Annotated in this window: 12 protein-coding genes; all 12 read left to right on the top strand. The window is 38.8% G+C overall.

Annotation, left to right across the window (positions count from 1 at the left end):
* The first annotated feature begins 2 nt into the window (after nt 1–2).
* The 12 genes from ACE1ET_RS08190 (at nt 3) to ACE1ET_RS08245 (ending at nt 25,918) form a co-directional block, all read left to right on the top strand.
* On the top strand, nt 3–2,354 hold the full coding sequence (locus ACE1ET_RS08190; protein ID WP_375727897.1) for an ABC transporter permease: 2,352 nt from the start codon (nt 3–5) through the stop codon (nt 2,352–2,354).
* A 32-nt stretch (nt 2,355–2,386) separates the two neighbouring features.
* Nucleotides 2,387–4,738, top strand: a complete 2,352-nt coding sequence (locus ACE1ET_RS08195; RefSeq protein ID WP_375727898.1) for an FtsX-like permease family protein — start codon at nt 2,387–2,389, stop codon at nt 4,736–4,738.
* 28 nt (nt 4,739–4,766) lie between these two features.
* Nucleotides 4,767–6,338, top strand: coding sequence for a DUF4933 domain-containing protein (locus ACE1ET_RS08200; RefSeq protein WP_375720042.1), 1,572 nt, complete (start codon nt 4,767–4,769; stop codon nt 6,336–6,338).
* Nucleotides 6,339–6,345: 7 nt separating this feature from the next.
* A complete protein-coding gene (locus ACE1ET_RS08205; protein WP_375727899.1) occupies nt 6,346–7,890 on the top strand; it encodes a DUF4933 domain-containing protein in 1,545 nt (514 codons plus the stop codon).
* A 27-nt stretch (nt 7,891–7,917) separates the two neighbouring features.
* A complete protein-coding gene (locus ACE1ET_RS08210) occupies nt 7,918–10,317 on the top strand; it encodes an ABC transporter permease (RefSeq protein ID WP_375727900.1) in 2,400 nt (799 codons plus the stop codon).
* A gap of 132 nt (nt 10,318–10,449) precedes the next feature.
* Nucleotides 10,450–12,915: an ABC transporter permease gene (locus ACE1ET_RS08215; RefSeq protein ID WP_375727901.1), complete on the top strand. Its 2,466-nt coding sequence runs from the start codon at nt 10,450–10,452 to the stop codon at nt 12,913–12,915.
* Between the two features lie 18 nt (nt 12,916–12,933).
* Nucleotides 12,934–15,297, top strand: coding sequence for an ABC transporter permease (locus ACE1ET_RS08220; protein ID WP_375727902.1), 2,364 nt, complete (start codon nt 12,934–12,936; stop codon nt 15,295–15,297).
* A complete protein-coding gene (locus ACE1ET_RS08225; RefSeq protein WP_375727903.1) occupies nt 15,290–15,550 on the top strand; it encodes a hypothetical protein in 261 nt (86 codons plus the stop codon). The genes ACE1ET_RS08220 and ACE1ET_RS08225 overlap by 8 nt, the downstream gene beginning before the upstream one ends.
* 198 nt (nt 15,551–15,748) lie before the next feature.
* Nucleotides 15,749–18,118, top strand: coding sequence for an ABC transporter permease (locus tag ACE1ET_RS08230; RefSeq protein ID WP_375727904.1), 2,370 nt, complete (start codon nt 15,749–15,751; stop codon nt 18,116–18,118).
* A gap of 582 nt (nt 18,119–18,700) precedes the next feature.
* Nucleotides 18,701–21,025 (top strand): ABC transporter permease, encoded by a 2,325-nt coding sequence (locus tag ACE1ET_RS08235; protein WP_375727905.1) that lies wholly within the window; start codon nt 18,701–18,703, stop codon nt 21,023–21,025.
* Nucleotides 21,026–21,159: 134 nt separating this feature from the next.
* Nucleotides 21,160–23,535: an ABC transporter permease gene (locus tag ACE1ET_RS08240; RefSeq protein WP_375727906.1), complete on the top strand. Its 2,376-nt coding sequence runs from the start codon at nt 21,160–21,162 to the stop codon at nt 23,533–23,535.
* Nucleotides 23,536–23,563: 28 nt separating this feature from the next.
* Complete coding sequence (locus tag ACE1ET_RS08245) at nt 23,564–25,918, top strand: ABC transporter permease (protein ID WP_375727907.1); 2,355 nt, start codon at nt 23,564–23,566, stop codon at nt 25,916–25,918.
* Nucleotides 25,919–25,933 lie beyond the last annotated feature (15 nt).

Genomic DNA, 25,933 nt, shown 5'->3' on the forward strand with positions numbered 1-25,933 from the left:
AAATGAACCTTTTTAAATCAATCATCCGGAACCTCATCAAATTCAAATATTATTCACTCATCAATTTATTTGGGTTAATCCTTGGATTCGCTTGCTCAATCACATTGTTCCTTTATGTGGGCTTTGAGTTTTCATTTGATCAGTTTCATGCTGACAAGGACCGGATATTCCGGGTCAGTGAGATATCAACCAGCCCTAAAGAGAAGGAAGTTTCTCCTTTGGTAAGAGTTCCTGTTGGGCCAGATATGAAAGCAGTGTTCCCTGAAATAGAAGATTTTGCCCGGTTAAAACTAAGTCGTCAGGGGCGGTTGCTCAAATTTGGAGAAAAGAGTATTTCCATAAGTAAATCACTTTATGCTGATGCCAATTTTTTCCAGTTCTTTTCATTTAAACTTCAAATGGGAGAACCAGGTTCAGTATTAACTGATCTAAAAAGTATTGTATTGACAGAAAGTGTTTCCCATAGGTTGTTTGGCAACGAAGATCCGGTTGGAAACACCATCATTTGTAATAATAAATCGTATGTTGTCAGCGGAATTGCTACTGATCCTCCATTGAATTCACATATTCCTTTTGACGTGGTTTTCCCCATTGCGTCACAAATCAAGGCTCCCGGAACGTTTATATCCTGGAATGGAGGTATGTCTGCCACAACTTTTATTAAATTACACCAGGCGAATCAATTAGTCGAAGTCAAAAGAAAATTACCCGACTTCCTTTGGGAAAAGGTCAACAAAGCCAATGAAGGTAGTAGCTTCTTTACTGAATTTGAGATGGAACCAATCGCCCGGATCCACCTTCACTCTAATGTCGATTGGGATCCATTCCCAAATAAATCCTATACCAACGTCATAAGTCTTTTGGGTATTGGACTTCTGGTTCTACTGATCGCAATCATCAATTACCTTTTCATAAGCAGTGGTACACTGGCACTCCGTTCAAAGGAGTTTGGAGTCAAAAAATATCTGGGAATCGGGAAATATGGAATTTTAAGGCAGTTTCTCGTTGAGTCACTACTCATGTTCTTTTCGGCAGGTATAATTGCAACTTTTATCCTGGTACTTTCACAACAGGGGATTGAAAAGCTTTTTGGAGATGTTTTTATGGTTTCACAATTACATAAAAGCCTTTGGGAGCTAATCCTTATAGTGTTGTTAATTAGTATTGTATCCGGATTGATTCTTTATATCGGGTTCAGAAGGGTGTTGAGAGGTCAGCCACAAACGAATTTATATTCGTCGCCATTCAGAAAAAGAAAAATAGCATATGTTTCAGCTTTTCAGTTTTGTATTTCAATTGGGCTCATTGCATCAATACTTGTTGTCTATAAACAATTGAATTTTGCACTGCGCAAGGATCTGGGCTTTAAGGCTGAAAACATCATTAATGTAATGAATGGCGAAATCGGGGAAAAAGGAGAAACATTAATCGCAGAGTTTCAAAAACTACCAGGTGTTATGAATGCCTCTGCCAGTTTCGGGATACCGGGACTTGAGGCAACACAAAATGGTTATAAACCCGAAGGGACAGATCAATGGGAGATGTATAACGCCCTGCATGTTGATGACCATTTTTTTGATACCTATCATGTCAAACTTCTCGACGGGCGTAATTTTAGAGCAGGCAAGGATTTTGATACGAAATCATTTATAATTAACGAAACATTAGCTAAACAATTGGGATGGCAAAATCCTGTGGGTAAAACGATCTTCAGAGGTGAGAATCATGAGGTCGTTGGGGTCGTAAAAGATTTCCATATTTCTTCTATCTATGAAAAAATTCCTCCGCTCATCATCTCCAAGGAGTTTCAATCCAATTTTTATACCCTGTCGATCGCACTTCGACCGGATAACATTTCACAAACACTGAAGCAACTAGAGAAGATTTGGGAAAAGGTCATTCCCAATACACCGTTCAACTATTTCTTTTTAGACAAGCGGATAAACAGCATGTACGGCAATGTTCAGCAGACCATAAATATACTGATGCTTTTCACGGGGATTTCAATTCTGATTTCCACTTTAGGATTGTTCGGCATAACGCTTTTGCTGCTTAATAGCCGCACCAAGGAAATCGGTATCCGTAAAGTCAACGGCGCAAAAATTTCAGAAATACTGGCCATGCTTAACAAAGACTTTGTAAAATGGGTGGTTATTGCCTTTGTCATTGCCACACCCATTGCATGGTACGTCATGAATAAATGGCTCGAAAATTTTGCATACAAAACCACTTTAAGCTGGTGGATATTTGCCCTGGCCGGATTACTGGCACTGGGTATTGCTTTACTCACTGTAAGCTGGCAGAGTTGGAAAGCTGCTACGAGGAATCCGGTTGAGGCACTGAGGTATGAATAAACAATAAAAACGTCGTACATTACATTTTAATCATGAAAAGTATTAAACTGGCATTACGTACCTTACTTCACAATAAAACGCTTGCAGTTATCAATATTGTCGGGTTATCTATTGCATTTACTGTCTCAGTTTTAATTCTTCTGTTTATTTATCACCACTATTCATTCGATAAAAATGTGCAGTCCAGGGACCGGAGTTACAGAATTATCACAGGGCTCAAAGAGGGTTCAACCTGGGCTTGTACTTTTGCGACATTCGATAAGGTATTACGCGAAAATCCTACTGTTGAAAGGTCAACTGTATTTTATAAAAACGATGAGGGATTCGACGTAACAGTAAATAAAAAGACTTTCAGAATTTCCAACCCGGTTTATGCTGATACCTGCTTCATTTCATATTTTAATATCCCGTTAAAAGAAGGTAATCCTGCGGATCTGGAACATCCCAATACCACTTTAATTAGTGAGCCAACAGCTGAAACTCTTTTTGGCAAGACAGATCCAATTGGAAAAACAATAGATATTACATATCTTAACGGAAGGACAACAGAGAACAGAACAGTTACTATTGTTGGAATTCTGGATAAAAACATCCAGAACTCACATCTGAAATATGATCTGATACACTCTAAGAAAGGATTTTACGAACAGACCATTTCTCATCTTGAAAGATCAAAGTTATATGGTGCTTACGTCTATTTGACCCTGGCTCCAGGTATTTCTGTTGCTGAATTTGAAAATCAATTACCTGAAATGGTGGCTCCACAGCTGAAAGATGCTCACGGGCCACCGATTGAGGCATTTTCAATGAAACTTCAACATCTTACCGACATTCATTTTAACCGTGATCTGATACGGGATATATCCCCTGCCGTAAAAAGATCACAGCTTAACACGCTGTTGATTGTCGGAATATTATTATTCATAACTGTCGTCCTTAATTTTCTTATTACCAATATTGCCCGCTCGCAATTCCAGGAAAAGAGAACACAAATATTACATTTTCTGGGTAGCGGCAGATTATCGCAAATAAAGAACCTGCTGTCGGAAGTTCTCCTACTGGTCACTCCTGCTGTTGTGATCACTTTATCAGTTATTCAACTCTTCAAATCAGAAATCGGTCATCACTACTTCAATGGCTGGGTACCTCATACCTTTACAGCGACATTCTGGATATTTTTACTTCTGCTGGCACTTCTGGTCATTTTGGTTTCAATATTTACGACTTCAGGCAGACCTGTGCGACAACGTAAAAACGGAGCCAATAAAAAGGTAATCCCACTTATTGTATTTCAGTTTATTGTGGTCATTGGAATTGCCGGATTTGGAATGCTCCTGAACAAACAGATCAATTTCATTCATACAAAAGATCTGGGTTATTCTCCTGAAAATGTCATGATTTTCAGGGCTCCGGTTGGAACGACTACCAATATTCGTGTATTTAAAGAAAAGGCAAAGTCAGTATCCGGTATTCTGGCTGTTGGAAGTGCCATGCATTATCCGGGTTTTCGGCTGCAGGATACCAATCTCGGAACATCTGAAGATAATTATTCTGTGAAATTTGCAATGATAAATCCGGATGCACTACCTGTCCTTGGCATCAAAACAATTGATACATTTAATGTAAGTACCGGTACAAATTTCTTTATTAACAGGACACTGTATAATAAACTGGCAAAAAATTATACCCAAGATGAGATCCAAGCAGGGAGTTTTAAAAAAGACGAAGAACCTAATGAATCAAAAGTTCCCTTTCATGTTAATGGGGTCATTAACGATATTAACTATGAGTCGCTTTACAACCCGGTTGGTAATTTTGCATTTTTTGTGAATTCGGATGAAGCGACCAATTACCGGTTTTTACTGGTCAGGTATAATCAGAAGAACACCGCAGCTGTCGCATCGCAACTAAAGAGCATTTCAAAATCTGTTTACCATACCAGTATTGATCCGGTTTTCCTGGACAAAGAATTAAATGCCGCCTATCAATCAGAAGAACAGCTTCTTTCTGTCACCAAACTCTTTATAGTACTAACCATCATTATCGCAATTATGGGACTGTTTGCGTTTTCGCTCTATTCCATTCAACAACGCACCAAAGAAATTGGCATCCGAAAGGTTAATGGCGCCAGGATCACAGAAGTGATGGTCCTGCTCAATACAAAATATATCAAATGGATTTTGGTTGCATTTTGTATTGCCCTTCCAATTCTATGGTATGCCATGCATAAATGGCTCGAAAATTTTGCTTATAAAACAGACCTCAGTTGGTGGATTTTTGTCCTGCCCGGGTTGCTCGCAGTAGGGATTGCATTATTAACTGTAAGTTGGCAAAGCTGGAAGGCAGCGACAAGAAATCCCGTAGATAGTCTGAGATATGAATAAAAAAGCAGCAAAATAAAATACCCTGATTATGAAAAGATATTGGTATACCGTTATGCAGAATTTATCAAGCCTTTTGCTGATTATAATGGTTCTGAGTATAACGGTCTCCTGTAACCGGAATAAACTTAAAGTAAACGAAAAGGCGCTGGCACAAACCATCCGTACCGAAGAGGAACAAAAGGTATACGAAGCAGAGCAACGAAAACAGCAGGAGAAAGAATTAGCCGATTCCCTGGCAAAACTGCCAAAAGGATTTCAGTTTAAGGAAGAAAGAGATGTTGACCCCAATTATCCTCCTCTTGTAATAGATATCGCCAACAGTCTAGACAGCATTAAAGAATTCAGCCTTTCCGATGTAGCATCTTCCATTGAATATATCCGGATGGAACCGGTTCCCGATTCCACATTACTTACCAATATGAAATACAAATATTACATGATGGACAAATACATTGTTGCCACCAATTTGTATGGCATATTTCTTTTCTCTAAAGATGGCCGCTTTATCCGAACCATCGTAAAAAATCAAATGAGTGGCCTTTCCTACGATGAAAAGCAGGACCGTGTTCACACTCTATGGAGTAATTACATGAAGATAGGCGGAGGAACTGATTTGTGGGCCCGGGGAGATGATCTGTTTTATCACTATCTCAATACTACTACGGGGCAAAGCTATATCATGGAATACAACTGTTCCGATGATAAACCATTAAAAGATTTGGAATACGATATTGAGGAGCCTGATAAAATTAGGGGAGCCGGAAAAGTCTCGGTAGATTTTAACTTCGGCAGAACACCACAACCTCCTCGGTTTGCCAGCCATGGAGCAATGAGCCGGACAGCATATTCTTTATATAGCAGTTCGGGACTTTTTACAACTGACCGCAATGTTTACGTACACCGCTCCGGTGGAATGGCTATGTTAGTAGTAAGAAACAGCAAAACAGGAGATCTGATTACGTCTTTTACCAAAAATGAACGCGTTGAAAACTATACAAAAACGGTAGGCAGAGGAACCGATGGAGGAACCTGGTACGAAAAAAACGGAAATCTGTTTTATCGCACGAATTTCAACGATACGGTTTTTCAATTGATTCCTCCCAATCGTTTGCTGCCGGTTTATGTTTTAAATCTTGAGGATTATAAACTCACGATGCTACAAGGTAAAGATCCCGGCTTTAATCTGAAAGGGAAGATTATTCCTTATGATTTTGCCGATGCCAAAGACTATTTGTTCTTAACCTTTTCAAAAGACAGCTACGATTGCCCCAACGCACGCAGAAGTAAAGGCTTGAAGCTCTATCATGCCATATATAATAAAAAAATGAAGAAGCTATTTATTGTTAAAGGTGACCCTACAGACTATGATGCACCCATCCTTTACAACGATATTGATGGAGGTCTCCCGGTTTGGCCGGATAATATTATGGTTGGCCGGAATGGAGAATTTATGGTCTCGTTAAATGGTTCTGAAATAAATGCCCATGTAAAATCCCCTTTGTTTTTACAATCCAAAGCCACAGAAAGTAAAAAAGAAAGGTTACGACAACTTTCCGAAAAAGTCGGTGATGAGGATCAAATTCTAATGCTCGTGAAATAAACCTGATATGATGAAAATACAAAATCTTATATTTTTGATTGTTGTCTTTATATTAACATCAGGTTGCAATCGCAACAAACTTAAAACTGATGAAAAATCACTGGTTCAAACTATCCGTACCAAAGAAGAACAACTGGCTTACGAGCAGCAAGTTAGAGAAGAACATGAAAAACTATTGGCAGATTCTTTAGCTAAACTTCCCAAAGGATTTCGGTTTAAAGAAGATCGAGGTGTTGATCCTGATCATCCACCCGTTGTTATTGATTTTACCCAAAAGATTCCGGTTAAAAAATTTAATTTAAGTGAAATAGCCACAGAAGTAAAATACATTCGACTTAGCATCCCTGACGATTCTTTGTACTTTTCACCGCACATGGGAGGAAATGTTGGTTTCACCAACGACGATATTATTCTTTATAACAATTTTGGGGTGCATCGATTTTCAAAAACCGGAGCATACATCGAACCTATTGCCAATAGTAATATAAGATCACGCGAATTAAGCGGTCAAAAACTTTTCGGATATTTCAACAAAGAAAGCTATCGTGGCATATGGGGAAACCATGTGTCTGTTGCAGGGAACAGGGTGTTGTACAAATTTACTGATTATCCGAATGAAAAAGTCACCCTTTTTAGTTATGAGTTAAGCACAGCAAGCCCAACACTTCAATTTCCCAAAGTTGAAGAGAGAACTGATGACGGTTCATTCACTAAAGGCGAAACCATTGCTTCGGGCAAAGAAGGTTATCGAAGTGGTACTCCAGGATTATCTTCCACTCAGATTTTGGGAATTTCATCTAGTTTTTATGCAGGCGTGACGTCCCATCTTAAAGCATCAGAGAACGGATGTATGCTGGCAACCTTTAATTTGCAGGGAGATACCTTGTGCAAATTTACTCAGTTCAACAAGCTGAAACGACCGATAACGAGTACCCTAATTCGATCGGTTCCGTCAATCATAAACTGGAAATATAACGGAATGTTTTCGTTCAGGAAGAGTTTTAGTGACACCATTTTCCGGCTTATTCCGCCTAATCGCCTAATACCGGTTTATGTATTTAATTTGGGCTCGTATAAAATTACCGATGAAGACTGGTATCAAACCAATCTTGGATTAAAGAATAAAATTATGATTCGGTCGATTCTGGAGACTGAAAAATATGTATTTATAAGTTATACATATTATAATCAGAGTGGTGAGCACGAAAACTATAAGGCTGTTTACAATAAACTAACGGCTGATATCTGCCGTTTACCAATTTCTGATAAAGTAACAGTAGCACCTAAACCACAAAGCTCTTTTGCTCCACCTCCCAAGTTTTACCGACCAACTAAAACGTTTTTAAACGATATTGATGGCGGATGGCCTTTTTGGCCCTCTTTTACAACTCCGCAGGGTGACATGGGAATGCTTGTATATCCTGAGTATTTTAAAAGTTATCTGGAAAAAACAGAAATAGATGAAACAAATGAAAAAGTTGTAAAACTAAAACAGTTTGTAAAAACTTTAGGGTCAGATACGAATGAACGAATAATAATGCTTGTGAGGTGAAAAATTTTAAAAGTAAGTACTAATCCTATGAAACAACTAAAAATAGCATTCCGCAATTTTAAAAAGAAACCAGCCTTTACCATCATTACGTTTAGTGGTTTTATGTTAGGAATTATGGCCAGTCTGCTTATTTATCTCTGGGTTCATAACGAACTGAACTACGATAAATTTCATGAAGATTACAGCCGCATCTACCGGGTATTGACCCTGACCAAAAAGGCTGACAAAATTGTAAAAACTCCGGGAAGCTATCGTCCTTTGGCTCAAACCTTAAAAAACGACTTTCCTCAAATAGAATATGCTACCTATATCTCTTACAGTTCCGAAACATCACCCTTGCAATTAGAAGGAAGCGATCATAAAATTGAAGCAGAAATGAGCTGGTCGGTTGGCGATTTCTTTAAAATATTTACCGGTTTCAGTTTTATAGAAGGAAATGCCGAAACTGCCTTCTCCGATCCTTCGAATATTGTTATTTCCGAAACCCTGGCCCACAGATTATTTGGTAATGAAATTGCTATTGGAAGTACTGTGATTTCAGATAAATACAGTTGGACAGATGTCTATAAAATTGGTGGCGTTGTCCGTATTCCACATAACAGCACCATCAATTTTGACTACATGGCATCAGAAAATAATTCTCGTTTTGCTCATCTCGGTAACGATTGGCGTGACAAGGGATATAACCGTACATATATAAAACTGGCTAAAAATGCGATTATCGACGAGCCTTTTTTATCGCGAATATCAAACCAGGTGAGCAGGTATTCACGGCTAACAGATAAACTCATGTTCCAACCGCTGGCCGATATCCACCTGTATTCTGATTATGACAGGAATAGATTAGACCAAAATATGAGCAGCATTAAATATGTATGGCTATTTTCAGGACTGGCATTATTAATACTGTTTATGGCCATATTTAATTTTTCCGTGCTGTCTGTTGCAAGAGCTTCTGAACGTACCACTGAAATCGGCATTAAAAAAGTAAATGGAGCCGGAAAAGCTCATTTTATACAACAGTTCATAGGCGAATCAGTATTACAGACCTTTGCGGCTGCAGTTTTGGGGTTTATATTACTTTGGTTATTGCTCCCTGCGTTTAACCAGTTTACAGGGAAAAACATTCACCTTATTTTTTCCTACCAACTGGTTTTTAACTTATTACTGCTCATTCTGGGAACGGGCATTCTTGCAGGTCTCTATCCTTCATTTGTCCTCTCTTCTTTAAACCCAAACCGTATTTTACAAAAAGGGAGTGTAACAGGATCACCTAACCGGACCCTGAAAATACTGGTAACCACTCAGTTTGTTCTTGCTATTGCTTTTGTCTCTTCCACTACTGTTTTCATCAAGCAAATTAATTTCATTCAGCAGCGGGATACAGGGATAAATCACGATAACATTGTTGTGGTTCCAACAGGATTGTGGTACGGTAATGGAGCATTTAAAGATGACTTGATGAGGAACCCAAATATTCTTGGTGTGAGTGCAAGTGTATATGCACCAATTGATTTCAAGTGGCTGTCTTCCTTTCCGTTGAACCAGATGGGCAGAACCGACAGTCTTCATGCTTCCCTGTTCTGGGTGGATGAAGATTTTGCCAAAACTTACAACCTTCAGATCGTAAAAGGACATTTTCTGGATATGGACTTTAGTGCATACTGGAAAGAATGGCAAAAATCCAATTCAAACAAGAATAATAGTGATGCACCAACTGTATCTTTTCCTGTTGTTATTAACGAGAAGGCTGAAGAAGCTTTAGGTATTGATGATCCTATCGGGCAACGCCTTGGTAATTACGTCATTGTAGGAGTAGTGAAAGATTTCAACTTCCGAACAGCTTATCATTCCATCGAGCCCATCATCCTCACTAATGATCCTCAAAATATTATGACGATGAACATTAAAATATCGCCGTATAATAAAGTTGAAACCTTAAAATATATTCGGGACACTTACCGAAAATATAAAGGAAACCGGGAGTTCAGCTATCAGTTTTTCGATGATATGCTTACCAAAGAATATCAACAGGAAATTTTCATGAAAAATATAAGCATGTTGTTTACGATTCTCGCTATCATCATCTCAGCACTTGGAATTTTGGGCATTTCGATGTTTTCTATAGAACGCAGAACCAAAGAAATCGGTATCCGTAAGGTTAATGGTGCCACAATATCGGAAGTACTTGTCTTGCTGAATACGGGTTTTATAAAATGGATAGCCGTAGCCTTTCTGTTCGCCACTCCAATCGCCTGGTATGCTATGCATAAATGGCTTGTAAACTTTGCTTATCAAACACCTGTAAGCTGGTGGATTTTTGCACTGGCCGGTTTACTGGCCCTGGGGATTGCATTACTAACGGTATCATTTCAATCATGGAAGGCAGCAACGAAAAATCCGGTTGAAGCACTTCGATATGAGTAATGAGAAATGTGAAGATAGATGAAGTTTAAACATCAGGGATTTAGGGTTACATAACACGGAACAAGACAATAATCCGGGCCGCACTTCAAGTGAGACTCCGAATAAAATAAAGTCAAATATATTATTACAGATATGAAGCTTTACTTTTTAGCCGTTTTACGCCGGTTTAAACAGAACAAACTAACACCGGGAATTTCAATTCTGGGTCTGACCATCGGATTTACGGTGTTTCTGTTTATTTTTTCCTGGATAGAATCAGAAAAAAGCTATGACCGCTTCTGGGAAGACGCCGGTAATATGTATCGTGTGGAACTGATGCAAAAGTCAAACGGAGATATTATTCAAAACACTGCACGAAACTACAATGGTGTGGGTCCGGTATTAATGAATGCCCTCCCTGTAATTGCGGCAGCAACACATCTTGATAAAGACATCATCACGGTTTTTACACCGGAAGCCAGCGTGCAAAATATCAACATGTTTTTTACGGACTCCATGTTTTTTAAAGTCTTCCCGCGCCATTTAACAGGGGAGAATACCGATCAGCTTTTTAACGATATTCATTATGCAGCCATTAGCCGATCGCTGGCGAGCCGTTTGTTTGGCAATCAGGATCCGGTTAATAAAACATTCAAACTGAATGAAGGCTGGGAGTTTATTGTTAATTCTGTTTTTGATGATGTGCCGGAAAACAGCCATATAAAATTCGACCTGATCCTTCAAAGAAAAGCGCTGCTGTATTACATGCGAAACTTCGACTACGCAACCGGTCAGCTTGATGACAGCAATATCGCTTCATTTGCCGACCGTGATCCGTATTCAAGGGGCCAGTGGAACGGACGAAGAGGCTATACTTATATTCGTTTGAAAAACGGCAGTACGATACAATCTGTAGAAGATAAATATACTAAAGCCATCTCTCCCTGCATCAGTCATTTCGCAGAAAATAATGAGGAAGTAACGTTTGAGTTCAAACCAGTAAAAAGCATTCATCTGGACTCAAAAAAAGAAAACGAAATGTTTGCCAACGGAAGCCATATCAAAGTCATTGCCTTTCTTTTAATTGCAATTTTGCTCATCGTTACATCTGTACTGAATTACATCAACCTGTCTGTGGCTTCGTCCATAAATATGAGAAGCTCCCAAAATATTCATTCCATATTAGGTGCAAAAAAGCTTCACTTTTTTTACGGGTCAGCCATTGAATCCTTTATAATTTTTGCGTTGGCCGGAACCGTCAGTTTTACATTCAGCTTTTTAATTCTGAGAAACGGGAGCAGTATTTTCGGTTTTGACATTCTTCCGACCAACTGGTGGATGTTGCTAAAATGGAGTACGCTGCTAACTGTTTCCGGCACATTGCTGTCATCCGTCTATCCGCTTATCTTTTCAGGAAAAAGAATTACCACTGTAATCAGGGGCAAAAAGCAACCCAACAACAAAAAGTCCCCACTCTCCATAACAACGCTGGTGGTATTTCAATTTATCGTTTCCATATTCCTGATTATCGGGACTCTTAACATTTACCGCCAACTCCTGTTTATGCAGCAAAGCGAAACCGGAATGAAGATGGAACAAACACTGGTATCATTCAGCCCCATGACAATGATCAAGAAACCCAATGAGCGCATGAACCTTGAAACCTTCCGAAACGAAGTGCAAAAGATACAGGGTGTTACCGGTTTTACAACGGCTGAGATCAAGGCGGGCGAAGACTACAAACGATCCAGTAATAATATTTACCTGAGCGGACAGGATCAACATAAAAAACAATTTGCCGTTGCGCACATCGATTATGATTATTTTGATTTTTTCGCAGTCCCACTTCTGGAAGGTAAAATGTACAGTACCACTTTCCAGGAAGATGGCGATGAAGTGATTCTGAATGAAACGGCATGTAAACAGATTGGCCTGGAACCATCAGAAGCCATTAACAAAATGTTGTTTGCTGAAAACCGTAACAACAGGATTATTGGCGTTGTAAAAGACCATCATCACCTGTCTTTAAAAGATGCCATTCAACCTGTGGTTTTCTTTAACAGCATTCGGTGGAGCAGGACAGTTGGTTATTATTTCATTAAGATTTCACCGCAGGATATGCCCGAAACCATTGCCGGCATTACTGCATTGTGGGAGCAATTATACCCTGAAGAAAAATTCCATTATGCGTTTCTTGATGATACCTTTAATGCAGCCTACACCACAGACAACAATTTTGGAAAAGTGTATTTGTTTCTTTCGCTGCTCACTATTGCCGTTGCAGCCATGGGATTGTTTGCTCTGGCTTTGTTTGCGTCAAAACAACGGATTAAGGAGATTGGAATCCGCAAAGTAAACGGTGCTAAAGTGTACGAAATATTAGCCATGCTAAATAAAGACTTTGTGAAATGGGTCATCGTTGCCTTTATCGTGGCTTCGCCAATTGCATGGTATACCATGCATTCGTGGCTCGAAAACTTTGCCTACAAAACAGAGCTTAGCTGGTGGATTTTTGCACTGGCAGGTATCCTGGCGCTCGGAATTGCAATACTGACTGTGTCGTTTCAGTCGTGGAGAGCTGCTACGAAAAATCCTGTAGAAGCGCTTCGGTACGAATAATCTAAAACATTAAAAGTCATGAACTCAACTAATCTGAAAATTGCATTTCGAACCATTCTCAAAAACAAAATCCAAACAATCATTAGCGTGGCTGGATTAGGAATTGGATTGGGAAGTATTATATTACTGAGTGTTTTAGCTATTCACGAATATTCATTCGACCAGTTCATTCCTGAAAAACAAAACGTATATCGTGTACTTTTGGGAAATGATTGTGCTGTTTCATATCCACTTGGAGAAGTTGCCAAAACTGATATTCCAGGGATCAAGGATTTCTTCAGGTATTATCAATCCTATGAGATTGAATTTAAGGATGATAAAAACAACATTTCATTGCAACAATATTTTTCGTATGCCGATCCGTCCATTTTTAAATGCCTTGGAATTAAGATGAGGTATGGCCTTCCGGCGTCTAACAGAAGCGAAGTAGCTATATCGGAAGAAATGGCCAATAAACATTTTTCATCTCAATCGCCAATTGGTGCACATATGCTGTTTAAAATTAACAACATGTTTGTGCCACTTACGGTATGTGGCGTTTACAAAACATTTCCAAAAACATCGACAATTGCGCCCAATTACTTGGCAAATATCGATTTGACAGAAGATTTATTGGGACAGAATAATCGGTTGCTTGGTGAATACCAAAATGGACCTGATCAGTTTCAAAGTTGGGACAGGTTTAACTATTTCACATACCTCGTTTTAAGTTCTAACGTTAGTAAAGACCAGACAGTCGCTTCACTTCAGAAATACAAGAAATATATCACCAGTGAAAAGAAGAAAGATGCAGTTTATGATCTTCAACCTGTTACTGATATTTATCTGAAATCAGCCGATATTGCAAGTAATTATTACACTCGTTTAGGTAATTCAGAAGAGTTAAAATACTACATTGGTATTGCCTCTCTCATTTTGCTAATTGCCCTTTTGAACTACATGCTACTTACCAGGGCGCGCATTGCTACAAGATTAAAAGAAATAGGATCGAAAAAGGTTTTGGGTGCTACGCGTTATGGGGTTCGTGCCCAAATTATTACTGAATCGTTCATTATTGTTTTACTTAGCCTTATTCCCGCAGCACTTGTTGCTTCGGGCGGAATCCCATTCATCAACTCCACTTTAAACCGAACACTTGATGTTTCTGTCTTTTCGCAAGTTAAAACCTGGCTAATAATTACTACACTGGTTAGTTTCACCGCTATTGTTTCAGGAGCATTTATTGGTAACAGTATATCCAAAATTTCAGCCGATTTACTGTTAAAAGGTAAATCTTCCAATAAATACACGAAACATCGATGGAGCAATTCTTTTCTTACAGTACATTTCGCCATCTTCATGCTTCTTATGATTGGAGTGACAGGCCTCAAAAAACAGGTTACATATGCATTAAATAACTTCCAGTCTATTAACCCTGATAATGTGGTAGTTTATGAATTGAATTCTGAATCCTTAATGGCACAATTCGACGTAATAAAAAATGAAATTGAAAAGGTTCCTGGTGTTATAAAAACAGCGGGGTCATCTTTTGTGCCACCATTCAACAACTTCCTGCCCGTTCGGCTAAAAAGTAATGGAGAAGCTGTTCGGTTCGACGGCTTAATCATGGGGCAGGGAATGATTGATTTACTGGGCATGCAGGTTACAGAAGGTGAACCATTTGGAGAGTTTAGAACAAATCCAAGAGAAATGATTTTCAACGAATCGGCTGCCAAACAGTATAATCTCAAGTCAGGCGAATTATTTAACGGGTTTTTAGTGAAGGGAATTGTCAAAGATTTCAATGCCCATTCGTTGCATTCACTCATTGAGCCAATGGTTATTTTGCAACAACAGAATGGGCGTATGCGATTGATGGCTATTAAAACTGATGGGAAAAATGATGCGACAATCAGTGCTAAAATGAAAGCAATTTTAAAACGAATTGCTCCTGACAATATGGTTACCAGTTATTATTTAACAGATCAAATAAACCACTTCTACGATACCGAAAATAATCAAACCAAATTACTTGGAGCCTTTTCCTTATTAGCAATTCTTTTATCAATTATGGGGTTATTGGGGATGATTCTGATAACAACTGCTCAAAAAAACAAGGAGATTGGTGTTCGAAAAGTAAATGGTGCAACCATTTCTGAAATAGTAATTATGCTAAACAGGAATTTTACAGTTTGGGTTGGAGTAGCTTTTGTAATTGCTGCTCCGCTGGCCTGGTATTTACTTAACCATTGGCTTGAAAACTTTGCTTACAAAACCATATTAAGCTGGTGGATCTTTGCACTCCCAGGTTTACTGGCGCTGGGGATTGCAATACTGACTGTGTCGTTTCAGTCGTGGAGAGCTGCTACCAAAAATCCTGTAGATAGCCTGAGATATGAATAAAAGCAACAGAAACCCATCAAATAAAAACTTATATGAAAACAACCTTTCTCCGGTTCCTGAACCGGATGCCTGGTTCCATGCAACAATTCTTATCCGTTTTCCCCTGGTAAAGGTTTTTGTTAACAATGCTAACGAACCTTCGCTTGTAGTAAATCAAATATCCGACAGGGAAACAGGATGGGTTGGTTTTTGGGTTGGAAACGGATCGGATGGAAATTTCAGAAATCTGACAATAACTTTTGAACCTGAATAAGGTCATAATAATTGTGGTAATGTGTCACTTCCTTTTCATGGATCACTGACAAATATTTGGACAATCCACGTCAAATTACTTGACGGTTTTAAAAAAACAAAACAGACTAACATCCTATAATTATGACAATTACATAAAGGGCATTCTTTTTGGTTTACAAAACATATCAATACTAACCAATAATAAAACCCTGATCAGATGTTTAAAAATGAATTCATCATTACGATACGCAGTTTATGGAAATACAAGCGTTATTCCCTGATCAATATTCTGGGGCTTGCTATTGGCCTGGCCTGCTTTCTGATCATCAGCATGTGGGTGCAGGATGAACTTTCTTTCGACACATTTCACAAAAATGCGGATCAGATTTATATTGTATTCCGGAAAGATAATAAAGGCCTGAGTGGCGCCACATCACAGCGCTTGGCTACCGGCACAAAAAGTGAGTTTCCGGAAGTGATCAATGCTACTTCTTATTCTCCTCTTCCTGAGTCGTTAAAACCCTTGTTAAAGTATCAGAATAATGGATATTCGGAGCACATTGCGTTAATCGATCCTGAGTTTTTTAAAATTTTCTCATTCCCGTTTATCGAAGGTGACCCGGAACATGTTTTTGATGATCCGAATTCAATTATTCTGACTCAACGAATGTGTCAGAAATATTTTGGAGATCAGGACCCATTGGGGAAAAGCATTGAATTAACGTTTTTGGGTCAGAAGAGCTTGATGCGTGTAAGCGGGATTTTAAAGAATATTCCTGCAAACACCAATTTTAAGAGAGAATTCTTTATACCAATCGATTTTATAAAAATGTATGGCGTAAATTGGGATAACTGGAAAAACCAGTCTCCTGAAACGTATATTCAGGTACAGGGAAAGATAGGTGAGACCGAACTGGCCTCCAAAATTACTGCATACAAGCAGGCGAATTACAAGGAGGATGGAGTGAGCTATTCTCTGCTTCCGTTAAAGAAAATTCACCTCCACGCCTCACATGTTAGTTTCTTTAATTCTACAGGCGATATAAAATACGTGTACATTTTCAGTATCATAGCAGCGATCATTTTATTAATGGCCTGCATGAATTATATCAACCTTTCCAATGCACTTTCCTTAAAGCGGGCGAAAGAGATCGGGATAAAGAAAGTAGCAGGCGCCGGACGCAAACGCCTGGTAATTCAATACTTTGGAGAAACACTGATTCTTACATTCGTTGCATTGGGCATCGCTTTGATTCTGGTAAAACTGATGTTGCCGACACTCAACAGTGTTGCAGCCAAATCACTGATCATAAGTGTAACCAACTCCGGTTTTTTGCTCACAATAGTCTCTGCTGTTTTAATTACCGGTATCATCTCTGGTTTGTACCCTGCGGTGTTCATGTCTTCTTTTCAGCCGGTAAAAATATTAAAGGGCAAGTTTGATGGAGGAACCAAAAGTCTGAGTTTGCGAAAAGCTTTGATCATTTTTCAGTTCACTTTATCCATCATCATTATTATCAGCACTATTACTGTGCTAAGCCAGTTAAAATTTATACAAAATGCAAAACTTGGTTTCGATAAAGAAAATATAGCGTGTATAAAAATTAAGGGTGATATCCAGAAGAACTATGAGGCTTTTAAAAACACGTTGCTTCAGAATACCAAAATTCAAAGCATATGCAGATCCGAACCACTCAATGCAGCCGCATTAGGAAAAACAGAAGGAATAGACTGGCCTGGGAAGGAGGGAAAATTCAGTGTTTGGGTTCTGAACGTAGATAATGATTTTCAGTCGACCTACAAGATTGACATGGCAGCCGGTCGCTTTTTTTCTGACCAGCATCCGTCGGATGAAACAGCTGCTTATGTATTAAATGAAACTGCAGTACATCAAATGGGATTGGAAAATCCCTTGGGAACTGAAATAACATTCTGGGGTCGTAAGGGAAAAATTATTGGAATCACACATGATTTTAACTTTAATTCATTGCACCATGCCATTGAACCAACCGTAATGCGCATTCCTTCAGGCAAAGAAGCAGGCATATATTTCAGATCTGTTTCCATAAGACTGAAACCTAATTCATTGCCTCAAAGCATGACATTTGTAAAAGAGACCTGGAGGAGATTTTATCCCAATGAACCCATGGAGTATTATTTCTTTGATCAGGACCTAAACTCCAGCTATATCAGTGAATTTCGTATGGGTTCGCTCTTTAAATACTTCTCCTTTCTGGCCATATTCATTGCCTGCCTTGGATTGTATGGACTTACGGCCTTCTCCATTGAACAGCACTTTAAAGAAATAGGTGTCCATAAAGTTTTGGGAGCCACCATGTCAAATATCATTTTAGTTTTTTCCAGAAACTATTTAAAATGGATTCTTGTGGCTAATATCATTGCATGGCCACTGGCATATTATGCCATGAAGCAATGGTTACAGAATTTTGCATACCGCATTTCGCCCGGGATATGGCCTTTTATATTTTCGGGAGCCATCGTTTTTACGGTTGCACTCATTACCATTGGCTGGCTGGCAATGCGGGCAGCAACAAAAAATCCTGTTGAGGCGTTGCGATACGAATAGTGAGATTTTACCCCAAACCCCTAAAGGGGCTTATGGCATTGAGTATTGAACAGGATTTGTGAAGAACGTGATTGTTAATCATTGTTGTCAGGCTAAAAATCATTATAACTTAAAGATTCTTCGCTTCATTTTACTACGCTCAGAATGACAGTCTTTTAGGCTCACATGGGGCTGGAGGATGGGTTGATTTGAGAATCTGTCGCAAATCAACCCATCCTCCAGCCCAACAGCCAGCAAATGCCTGTCATTCCGAGTGTAGCGAGGAATCTCTGAAGCTTTAACAGGACAACAGTGATTTTTAATTACAAATAGGCAGTAAGCGAACCATAGATAAGATAAATCCCCTTCAGGGCCACCAAGCTTAGGGGTAGGGGTCGAAAACTGACAAAAGTTTAGAAATTGGAAAAATAGTCAGGGCCTCTCTTAAAGGGAGACCCTGACTTGACAAATAATCATACACCTTTTGTTAATAATTTTGACATTCCGGATTATTATTAAATTTGTATACACCTGGTATAATGCCACTTAAGCAAAAGGCACGTTGTTTGAGTTTTAAAAAACAACATTTTAAAAGAAGAGCTTATGTTACGCTTTAAAATAAAACTGGCCTTCAGAAATCTCCTGAAAAACAAATTATACTCCATATTGATCATTGGTGGGTTTTCCATTGGATTTACCGCCTGTATCCTGATCGGTTTATACTACAATGCAGAACACAATGTGAACGCAAATTTTCCAGGCTATAAAAACATCTACCGCGTATACGACGTAAATCGTAATAGGTTTAATCTGGACTATAAGCTTTACCCTACTCTGGCACAACATTATTCCCAGGTGGAGGCCGTATGTCCAATGGAATATTCATCCGGCTTTCCTATTACCATTCAGGATGCTGAAAGCAATGCATATACACGTGTGGATCAAATAATTAGTACTTCGAACAGCTTTTTCAGTATATTCTCCATCGATATATTGCAGCGCTCATCCGATCTGCCCTTTAATACAATCAATTCGTTGGCAATCTCAGAATCTGTGGCTAAAAGAATGTATGGAGACCAGAACCCACTCGGAAGAACCATAAAACATGAAAGGTTCACCGGTGTGATTTCTGCTGTTATAAAAGATTTACCTGAGAATTCAAGTTTTAAGGCCGAACTACTTCTGAACTGTGAAAATAAGGCTTTTCAAATTTCACAGGAATGTGCTGATGGAAAATGTATCTATCCTACCAACCTGATTGTTAAGTTAAATCCAACAGCTGATGCGGATGAATTTACTCAAACCTTAAATACTACTATCGATGACTATAATGCCAATACGGATAGCCTGACTCTTCAGAATTTATCAGACATCTATTTGTCTCCTCTGAGCGCTAAAGATGCACACAGCAAAGGAAATTCCAGGATGCTGATCGTATTTCTTTCCATTGCTATACTGATCCTGATCCTGTCAAGCATTAATTATCTGAATTATACCATCTCGGTTCAGTATGCTAAGTTCAGGGAGATTGGAATTAATAAAACAAGCGGAGCAGGCCGGAAAGAACTTTTGCTGGACTCTCTGATTGAAGTTTCTATGGGAATAATTATTTCATTGGCATTGGCCTTATTGTTTACCATTCTTTTAATGCCTTATACAAAAGTATTTTTTGGCAGGGAAATACTTCCTTCAGATATCAACTTCTCACAGATAATTCCTGTTTTTCTGGGCTTACTGACAGGTATTGTGGTCATAAACAGTCTTGCCCCCATTTACGTCATTTCCCGTTTCAGTATAACCGAGTTCTTATCCGGATCACGCAAAAAAACCGGAAAAATGTTTGGAAAACAGGTTATGCTGACCTTTCAGTTAGCTGTATCAATAGCATTGATAACAGGCGTGATAATGATCTTTAAGCAGCTAAATTATGTAAAAAATTACGACCTGGGATTCAATGAAAAACACCTCGTCAGGCTTGAATTACCCTACCAATACGAACATCAGGATTTGATTCGGGAATCAATGATAAAGCTCCCGTTTGTTACCGATGCCACCCTGAGTGACGGGCATCCGGGCTGGATAAAACTCAGAATGGGAAGTGGGGATGACCAAAAACCATTTATAATGAATTGCGTCCACGTTTCCGACGACTTTCTTCAAACGATGGATATCCATTTAAAGGAAGGCAGAAACTTCCTCACTGGTGACAAACAGAAAGCCTGTATAATGAACGAAGCCGCCATAAAAGCTTATGGTTGGGAAAGAATTGAGAATAAAAAATTCAACCATAGCGATGGGTATGATGTCGTCGGTGTTGTTGATAATTTTAATGTGGCATCGCTTTACGCTGCAGTTCAACCCCTAATGTTAATTTACGACCCGGATTACAGATTCGGTTCGCTCTCGTTAAGACTGACCCCGGGAAATACAGGCCAGCAAATGGCACAGATTAAGCAAGTTTGGAAAACGCTTTTAAAGGACGTTCCAATAGAATTTTCATTTTACGATCTACAGTTTGAAGCGATGTATAAAAAAGATGATAAACTGGCCCAATCTGTAACGTTTTTTTCTCTGGTGGCCATTATCCTAACCTGTATGGGAATTCTGGGCCAGATTTTCCTTATTAGCCTGAACCGGACCAAAGAAATCGGGGTGAGAAAAGTAAACGGTGCCAAAATTTCTGAAATAATGATCCTCCTGAACAAAGACCTATTGCTATGGGTAACACTGGCATTTGTTATTGCAAGTCCAATAGCGTGGTATTTTATCCACAAATGGCTTGAAAACTTTGCCTATAAAACAAACCTAAGTTGGTGGATATTTGCCCTATCCGGTTTTCTGGCATTGGGCATAGCGTTACTGACAGTTTCGTTTCAATCCTGGAAGGCTGCAACTAAAAATCCCGTAGAAAGTCTGAGATATGAATAAAAGCAACAATAAAAAATTGACGTTAAAGTCCCCTTTAGGGGCCCCGAAGCTTCGGGGTAGGGGTGCAGATTTGGAAAGCAGCTACGAGAAATCCTATCGAAGCACTTCGATATGAATAGATAAACTAACTGAAAATGCAAAACTTAAAAATTATCATCCGACGTTTATTAAGACAGAGATTATATACAATACTCAATCTCTTAGGGCTAACAATTGGCTTAGTGTCTGTTTTTATTATACTTATCTGGATATTCAACGAAACAGGCTACGACAAGTTTAATACAAACTATGCCGATATCTACCAGATTAATTTCAAAAATCAGGAAGGTGAGATGTCGATGGCAGGAACACCCAATCCACTTGCGCCGGTAATTGAAGACAAGATTTCAAACATTAAACTGGCTACCCGGCTAAGGAACTCACCTGAATTTGCGTTCAAGTACAAAGAAAATATGTATTTCGAGGGTAAAGGGATTACTGCAGATCCTCAGCTATTTCAAATGTTTAGCTTCCAGACATTATATGGCGACGCCGTTAAAGCATTGGATCAGATCAATGGAATCGTTATAACCGAGTCGTTTGCCAGGCGCTATTTTGGAGATGAGGACCCATTGGAAAAAGAGATTCAGGTTGAAGGAAAAAAGTTTGTAACCGTAAAGGCAGTTATTAAAGACTTACCGGCACAGTCTCATATTCAATTCGATTTTGTACTATCACAAAAGCTGGTGGAGCAGGAACGTTTCTGCGGATTAGGATGGGGAGATCCTAACTTTCGTACTTATATTTTGTTAACTCAGGGTAGCGATCCGGCAATTGCTGAACAAGAAATTACAAGTGTCGCAAAGTCAAATGGAATGCCTCAACTGCAATCGGGTGAAATTTCTGCTAAACTTCGACCATTAGGAAGTATCTATCTCGACTATACAGTTAATAACCGTTTGGGAGAAACAGGAGACTATCGCTATTTATATATTTTTGGTTCAGTTGCTTTACTAATCTTGGTACTTGCCTGCATAAACTTCGTGAATCTTACCGTTTCATTATATGCAAAAAGACAGAAAGATACTTCGGTTGCAAAAATCTGTGGCGCGAGTCGTAAAACAGTTTTTCTAAGTCATATTTTTGAAAATGCCGTGCTGATAATTGTTTCGTTTATATTAGCATTAGCAGTTTTGAAATTCATTCGCCAGCCCTTTCAGGCAATGATTGGAAAGACTTTTGGAGAACATATATTTAATGCTGAATTAGAAGGAACTATAGCGATCATTCTGCTTTTTACACTGATACTTTGCACCGTTTATCCTGCAGTTCTGTTTTCAGGCGTAAAAGCGGTCGAATTGATGAACCGTTACAATAAGCAAAAATCCGGTATTTTGAAAAGTATGGTGGTATTCCAGAATGTTATCGCTGTTTTGCTAATTATAGCAGCCATTGTTGTAAACAAACAGATGCAGTATATCAACCATAAAAAACTGGGATTCGAAACCGACCAAATTGCATACACTTATTTAAGGGGTAAAATAAATGAAAAGATTCCGGTGTTCAAACAGTTGTTGGCTGAGAATCCAAATATTTCCGAAATCAGTTTAAAAGATTGTCCTCCTTTCGAGCAGGTGAACGGAACTGTTGGTATTTCATGGAAACAAAACGGAGAATGGCAAAACCAAAATACCCCGCATCCGGTGGGCATGGAAACAACCCAAATTGATGACAACTATATGGAGATGATGGATATTAAATTTGCTGCCGGGCGTAATTTTTCAGAAGAAATCTCCAGTGACAAACAAAATTATATAGTAAACGAAGAGGCTGTTCGGTTAATGGGATTGGAAAATCCTATAGGCGCTGAATTTTCACTTTACGGAAATGCAGGAATAATTGTAGGTGTGATTAAGGATACTTATTTTAAGTCGCTTCATCAAAAAGTAAATCCTCAGGTCTTTCATTTGTTTAACAATGATGCATCAGAATATTATTTCAGCGCACTGTTTTTCAAAATTAGCAGTAATATTCCGACAACAATTGAATATGTTAAAAACATCTGGATCGAAAACAATCCCGGGATACCATTTGAGTATCATTTTCTTAATCAAGACTATGAAGTATTATACAAAAAGGATAATCAGATTGCCGGAATTCTGAATTTCTTTACGATGCTGGCCGTGTTTATCGCCTGTTTAGGACTTTTCGGACAAGCTGCAATTTCAATTGAAAATAAAATCAAAGAAATCGGTATCCGCAAAATTAACGGCGCCAAAATCTCCGAGATATTGACTATGCTCAACAAAGACTTTGTAAAGTGGGTAATCATTGCTTTTGTTATCGCCACACCGGTTGCATACTACGCCATGAACAAATGGCTCGAAAATTTCGCCTATAAAACCACATTGAGTTGGTGGATCTTTGCACTCGCCGGAATTTTGGCATTGGGAATTGCTTTGCTGACTGTGAGCTGGCAAAGCTGGAAAGCAGCAACCAGGAATCCGGTGGAGGCATTGAGGTACGAATGAAATTTGTTTTTATTGAAAACCCACTATCATGAAAAATAATATTTATAAACTTTGGCGTAGTTTTCTTAATAATAAAAACTATAATATCATAAATATCCTCGGATTGTCTTTGGGAATTTTGAGTGTGTTGGTCGCCATGCTTTGGGTACAAGATGAATTGTCATTTGATACGTTTAACAAAAATGCAGACCAAATATACAGGATACTTGCCGAAGAATCGCACATGGATGGTTTTTCTAATTCGGCAACCACAATGCCCCCGCTTGCCGAGGCTTTAAAAAACAAACTCCCCGAAGTAGAAAAAGCAGCAAACTTTGAAATGGACTGGCGCGTAGTTGTTAAAGCCGGAGATAATTATTTGAATGAAGAGGGAATGGCTATGGTTAGCAGCGACTTTTTTGACATGTTTTCTTTTCCGTTTATCGAAGGTTCCCCCCGGAGTTTCAAATCGAAGAAAGAAGTTGCGATAGTCTCTGAAAAAGCTGCAAAAAAATATTTTGGAGAAGAGGACCCGCTTGAAAAATACATTGAGATAAACAGGCACGCGGTAAAAATAGTAGCTGTAATAAAAGACATCGATTATAATTCTCATATCAGTTTCGACCTTGCGATTCCCGAAGAACTTGGGAACGATATATTTCATAGGCAAAAGGGAAACTGGAATAACCAGTGTTTGTATACTTATATTGAGGTTGCAAAAAATGTAAACCCCGACCAGCTTGCTTCAAAGATACACACCTTTATCCCCGACAACATTGACAAAGAGAGCCAGTACCGGTTACTAATTCAGCCACTGAGAGAAATCCATTTTCAGAAAAACATTGCCGACGAAGATTATACAAGGCTTGGCGATAAACGTTACGTGTATATATTCACTTTTATCGGCTTATTTATTTTACTGCTGGCTTGTATCAACTTTATAAATCTTTCAACTGCCGTTTCGGAAAATGATTTAAAGATTTATGGCCTCAAAAAAATATTAGGAGCAGAAAAATCGGGACTGATTTTTACCATTATAAAAAAATCTTTAGTTGTTACTTCTCTCGCGACGGTCATTGCGTTACTGGTTCTGTATCTTATTCTTCCGGCCATCAATAGTTTCTCAGGAAAGAGCCTTTCGTTTGATTTTCTAAATCTTGCTCACATTGCTGTTTTGGGTTCAATTATAATTCTCACAACCATTCTTTCAGGCATTTATCCCGCATTTTATCTTGCTTCTTTCACGCCTGTAAATGTCCTCAAAAAGAATGTTTTGCTCTTTCGTAGTAGTTTTTTACGAAATGGATTGGTCGTTGCCCAGTTCTCAATATCTATTATTTTAATAGCTGCAACCATTATCAGTTCAAAACAATTAAATTTTATCCAGAATGTTAACCTCGGATTCGACAAACAAAAAATTGTTTACCTGCCGCTGAAAACAGGAGGCAGTACAAAATACCAGGCGTTGAAAGAAAAGCTTTTACAGTTGCCGGGAATTACGTCGGTTGCCGGGAAAAATTATTTTTCATCAACTGTATTGTTCACAGCGGAGGTTGATTGGCAGGGTAGAGACAAAAATAACCCTGCAATTTTTTCGCTAAATCAAGTCGACAATGATTTTATCCCGCTCCTGAAGTTAAAGATGCTGGAGGGAAGAAATTTTTCAGATGAAATTGAAAGTGATAAGGAAATGGCTATTATTATTAACAAACAAGCAGAAGGGCGAATCGGGAGGAGCCCTATAGGAATGACACTGAAAACCATGGACCGCGAATTTAAAATAATAGGCGTAACCGACAATGCCAATTTTAAATCTGTCAACGAAAAAATACAACCTGAATTTTATATTTACTCAGGAAAACCCAGCTATGTCTTTCTAAAATACGACGATACGAAAATTGGAGTTAGCCAGCTAATGGGAGAGGTTAGAAACACCATTAAATCGTTCTATCCCGAAGCTCCATTTGAATATTACTTTTTGGACTCGACGTATGCAAAGCTTTATGAAAACGATAGACGTGTTAAAACAATATTCGCTTTTCTGGCTGCTATTGCAATTGTTATTTCGTGTATGGGGCTTTGGGGCTTAATTTCTTTTAGTTGTGAAAAACGAACTAAGGAAATCGGCATCCGAAAAGTAAACGGTGCTAAAATTTTGGAGGTGATGAATATGCTAAATACTGATTTTTTAAAATGGGTGGCTATTGCATTTATTATTGCCATACCCGTCGCCTGGTACGCCATGCACAAATGGCTCGAAAGTTTTGCTTATAAAACCAACCTGAGTTGGTGGATCTTTGCGTTGGCCGGAATATTAGCATTGGGAATTGCTTTGCTGACTGTGAGCTGGCAAAGCTGGCGGGCTGCAACCAGGAATCCGGTTGAGGCATTGAGATATGAATAACTCAAAACTAAATGG

The organism is Quyinboa mangrovi (assembly GCF_042219825.1).
Taxonomy (GTDB): domain Bacteria; phylum Bacteroidota; class Bacteroidia; order Bacteroidales; family UBA5342; genus JBHJHP01.

Coding starts and splice junctions, on each gene's coding strand:
- ACE1ET_RS08215 (WP_375727901.1), top strand. CDS start 10,450: ATGAAGCTTTACTTTTTAGCCGTTTTACGCCGGTTTAAACAGAACAAA.
- ACE1ET_RS08205 (WP_375727899.1), top strand. CDS start 6,346: ATGATGAAAATACAAAATCTTATATTTTTGATTGTTGTCTTTATATTA.
- ACE1ET_RS08200 (WP_375720042.1), top strand. CDS start 4,767: ATGAAAAGATATTGGTATACCGTTATGCAGAATTTATCAAGCCTTTTG.
- ACE1ET_RS08190 (WP_375727897.1), top strand. CDS start 3: ATGAACCTTTTTAAATCAATCATCCGGAACCTCATCAAATTCAAATAT.
- ACE1ET_RS08240 (WP_375727906.1), top strand. CDS start 21,160: ATGCAAAACTTAAAAATTATCATCCGACGTTTATTAAGACAGAGATTA.
- ACE1ET_RS08195 (WP_375727898.1), top strand. CDS start 2,387: ATGAAAAGTATTAAACTGGCATTACGTACCTTACTTCACAATAAAACG.
- ACE1ET_RS08230 (WP_375727904.1), top strand. CDS start 15,749: ATGTTTAAAAATGAATTCATCATTACGATACGCAGTTTATGGAAATAC.
- ACE1ET_RS08220 (WP_375727902.1), top strand. CDS start 12,934: ATGAACTCAACTAATCTGAAAATTGCATTTCGAACCATTCTCAAAAAC.
- ACE1ET_RS08245 (WP_375727907.1), top strand. CDS start 23,564: ATGAAAAATAATATTTATAAACTTTGGCGTAGTTTTCTTAATAATAAA.
- ACE1ET_RS08210 (WP_375727900.1), top strand. CDS start 7,918: ATGAAACAACTAAAAATAGCATTCCGCAATTTTAAAAAGAAACCAGCC.
- ACE1ET_RS08235 (WP_375727905.1), top strand. CDS start 18,701: ATGTTACGCTTTAAAATAAAACTGGCCTTCAGAAATCTCCTGAAAAAC.
- ACE1ET_RS08225 (WP_375727903.1), top strand. CDS start 15,290: ATGAATAAAAGCAACAGAAACCCATCAAATAAAAACTTATATGAAAAC.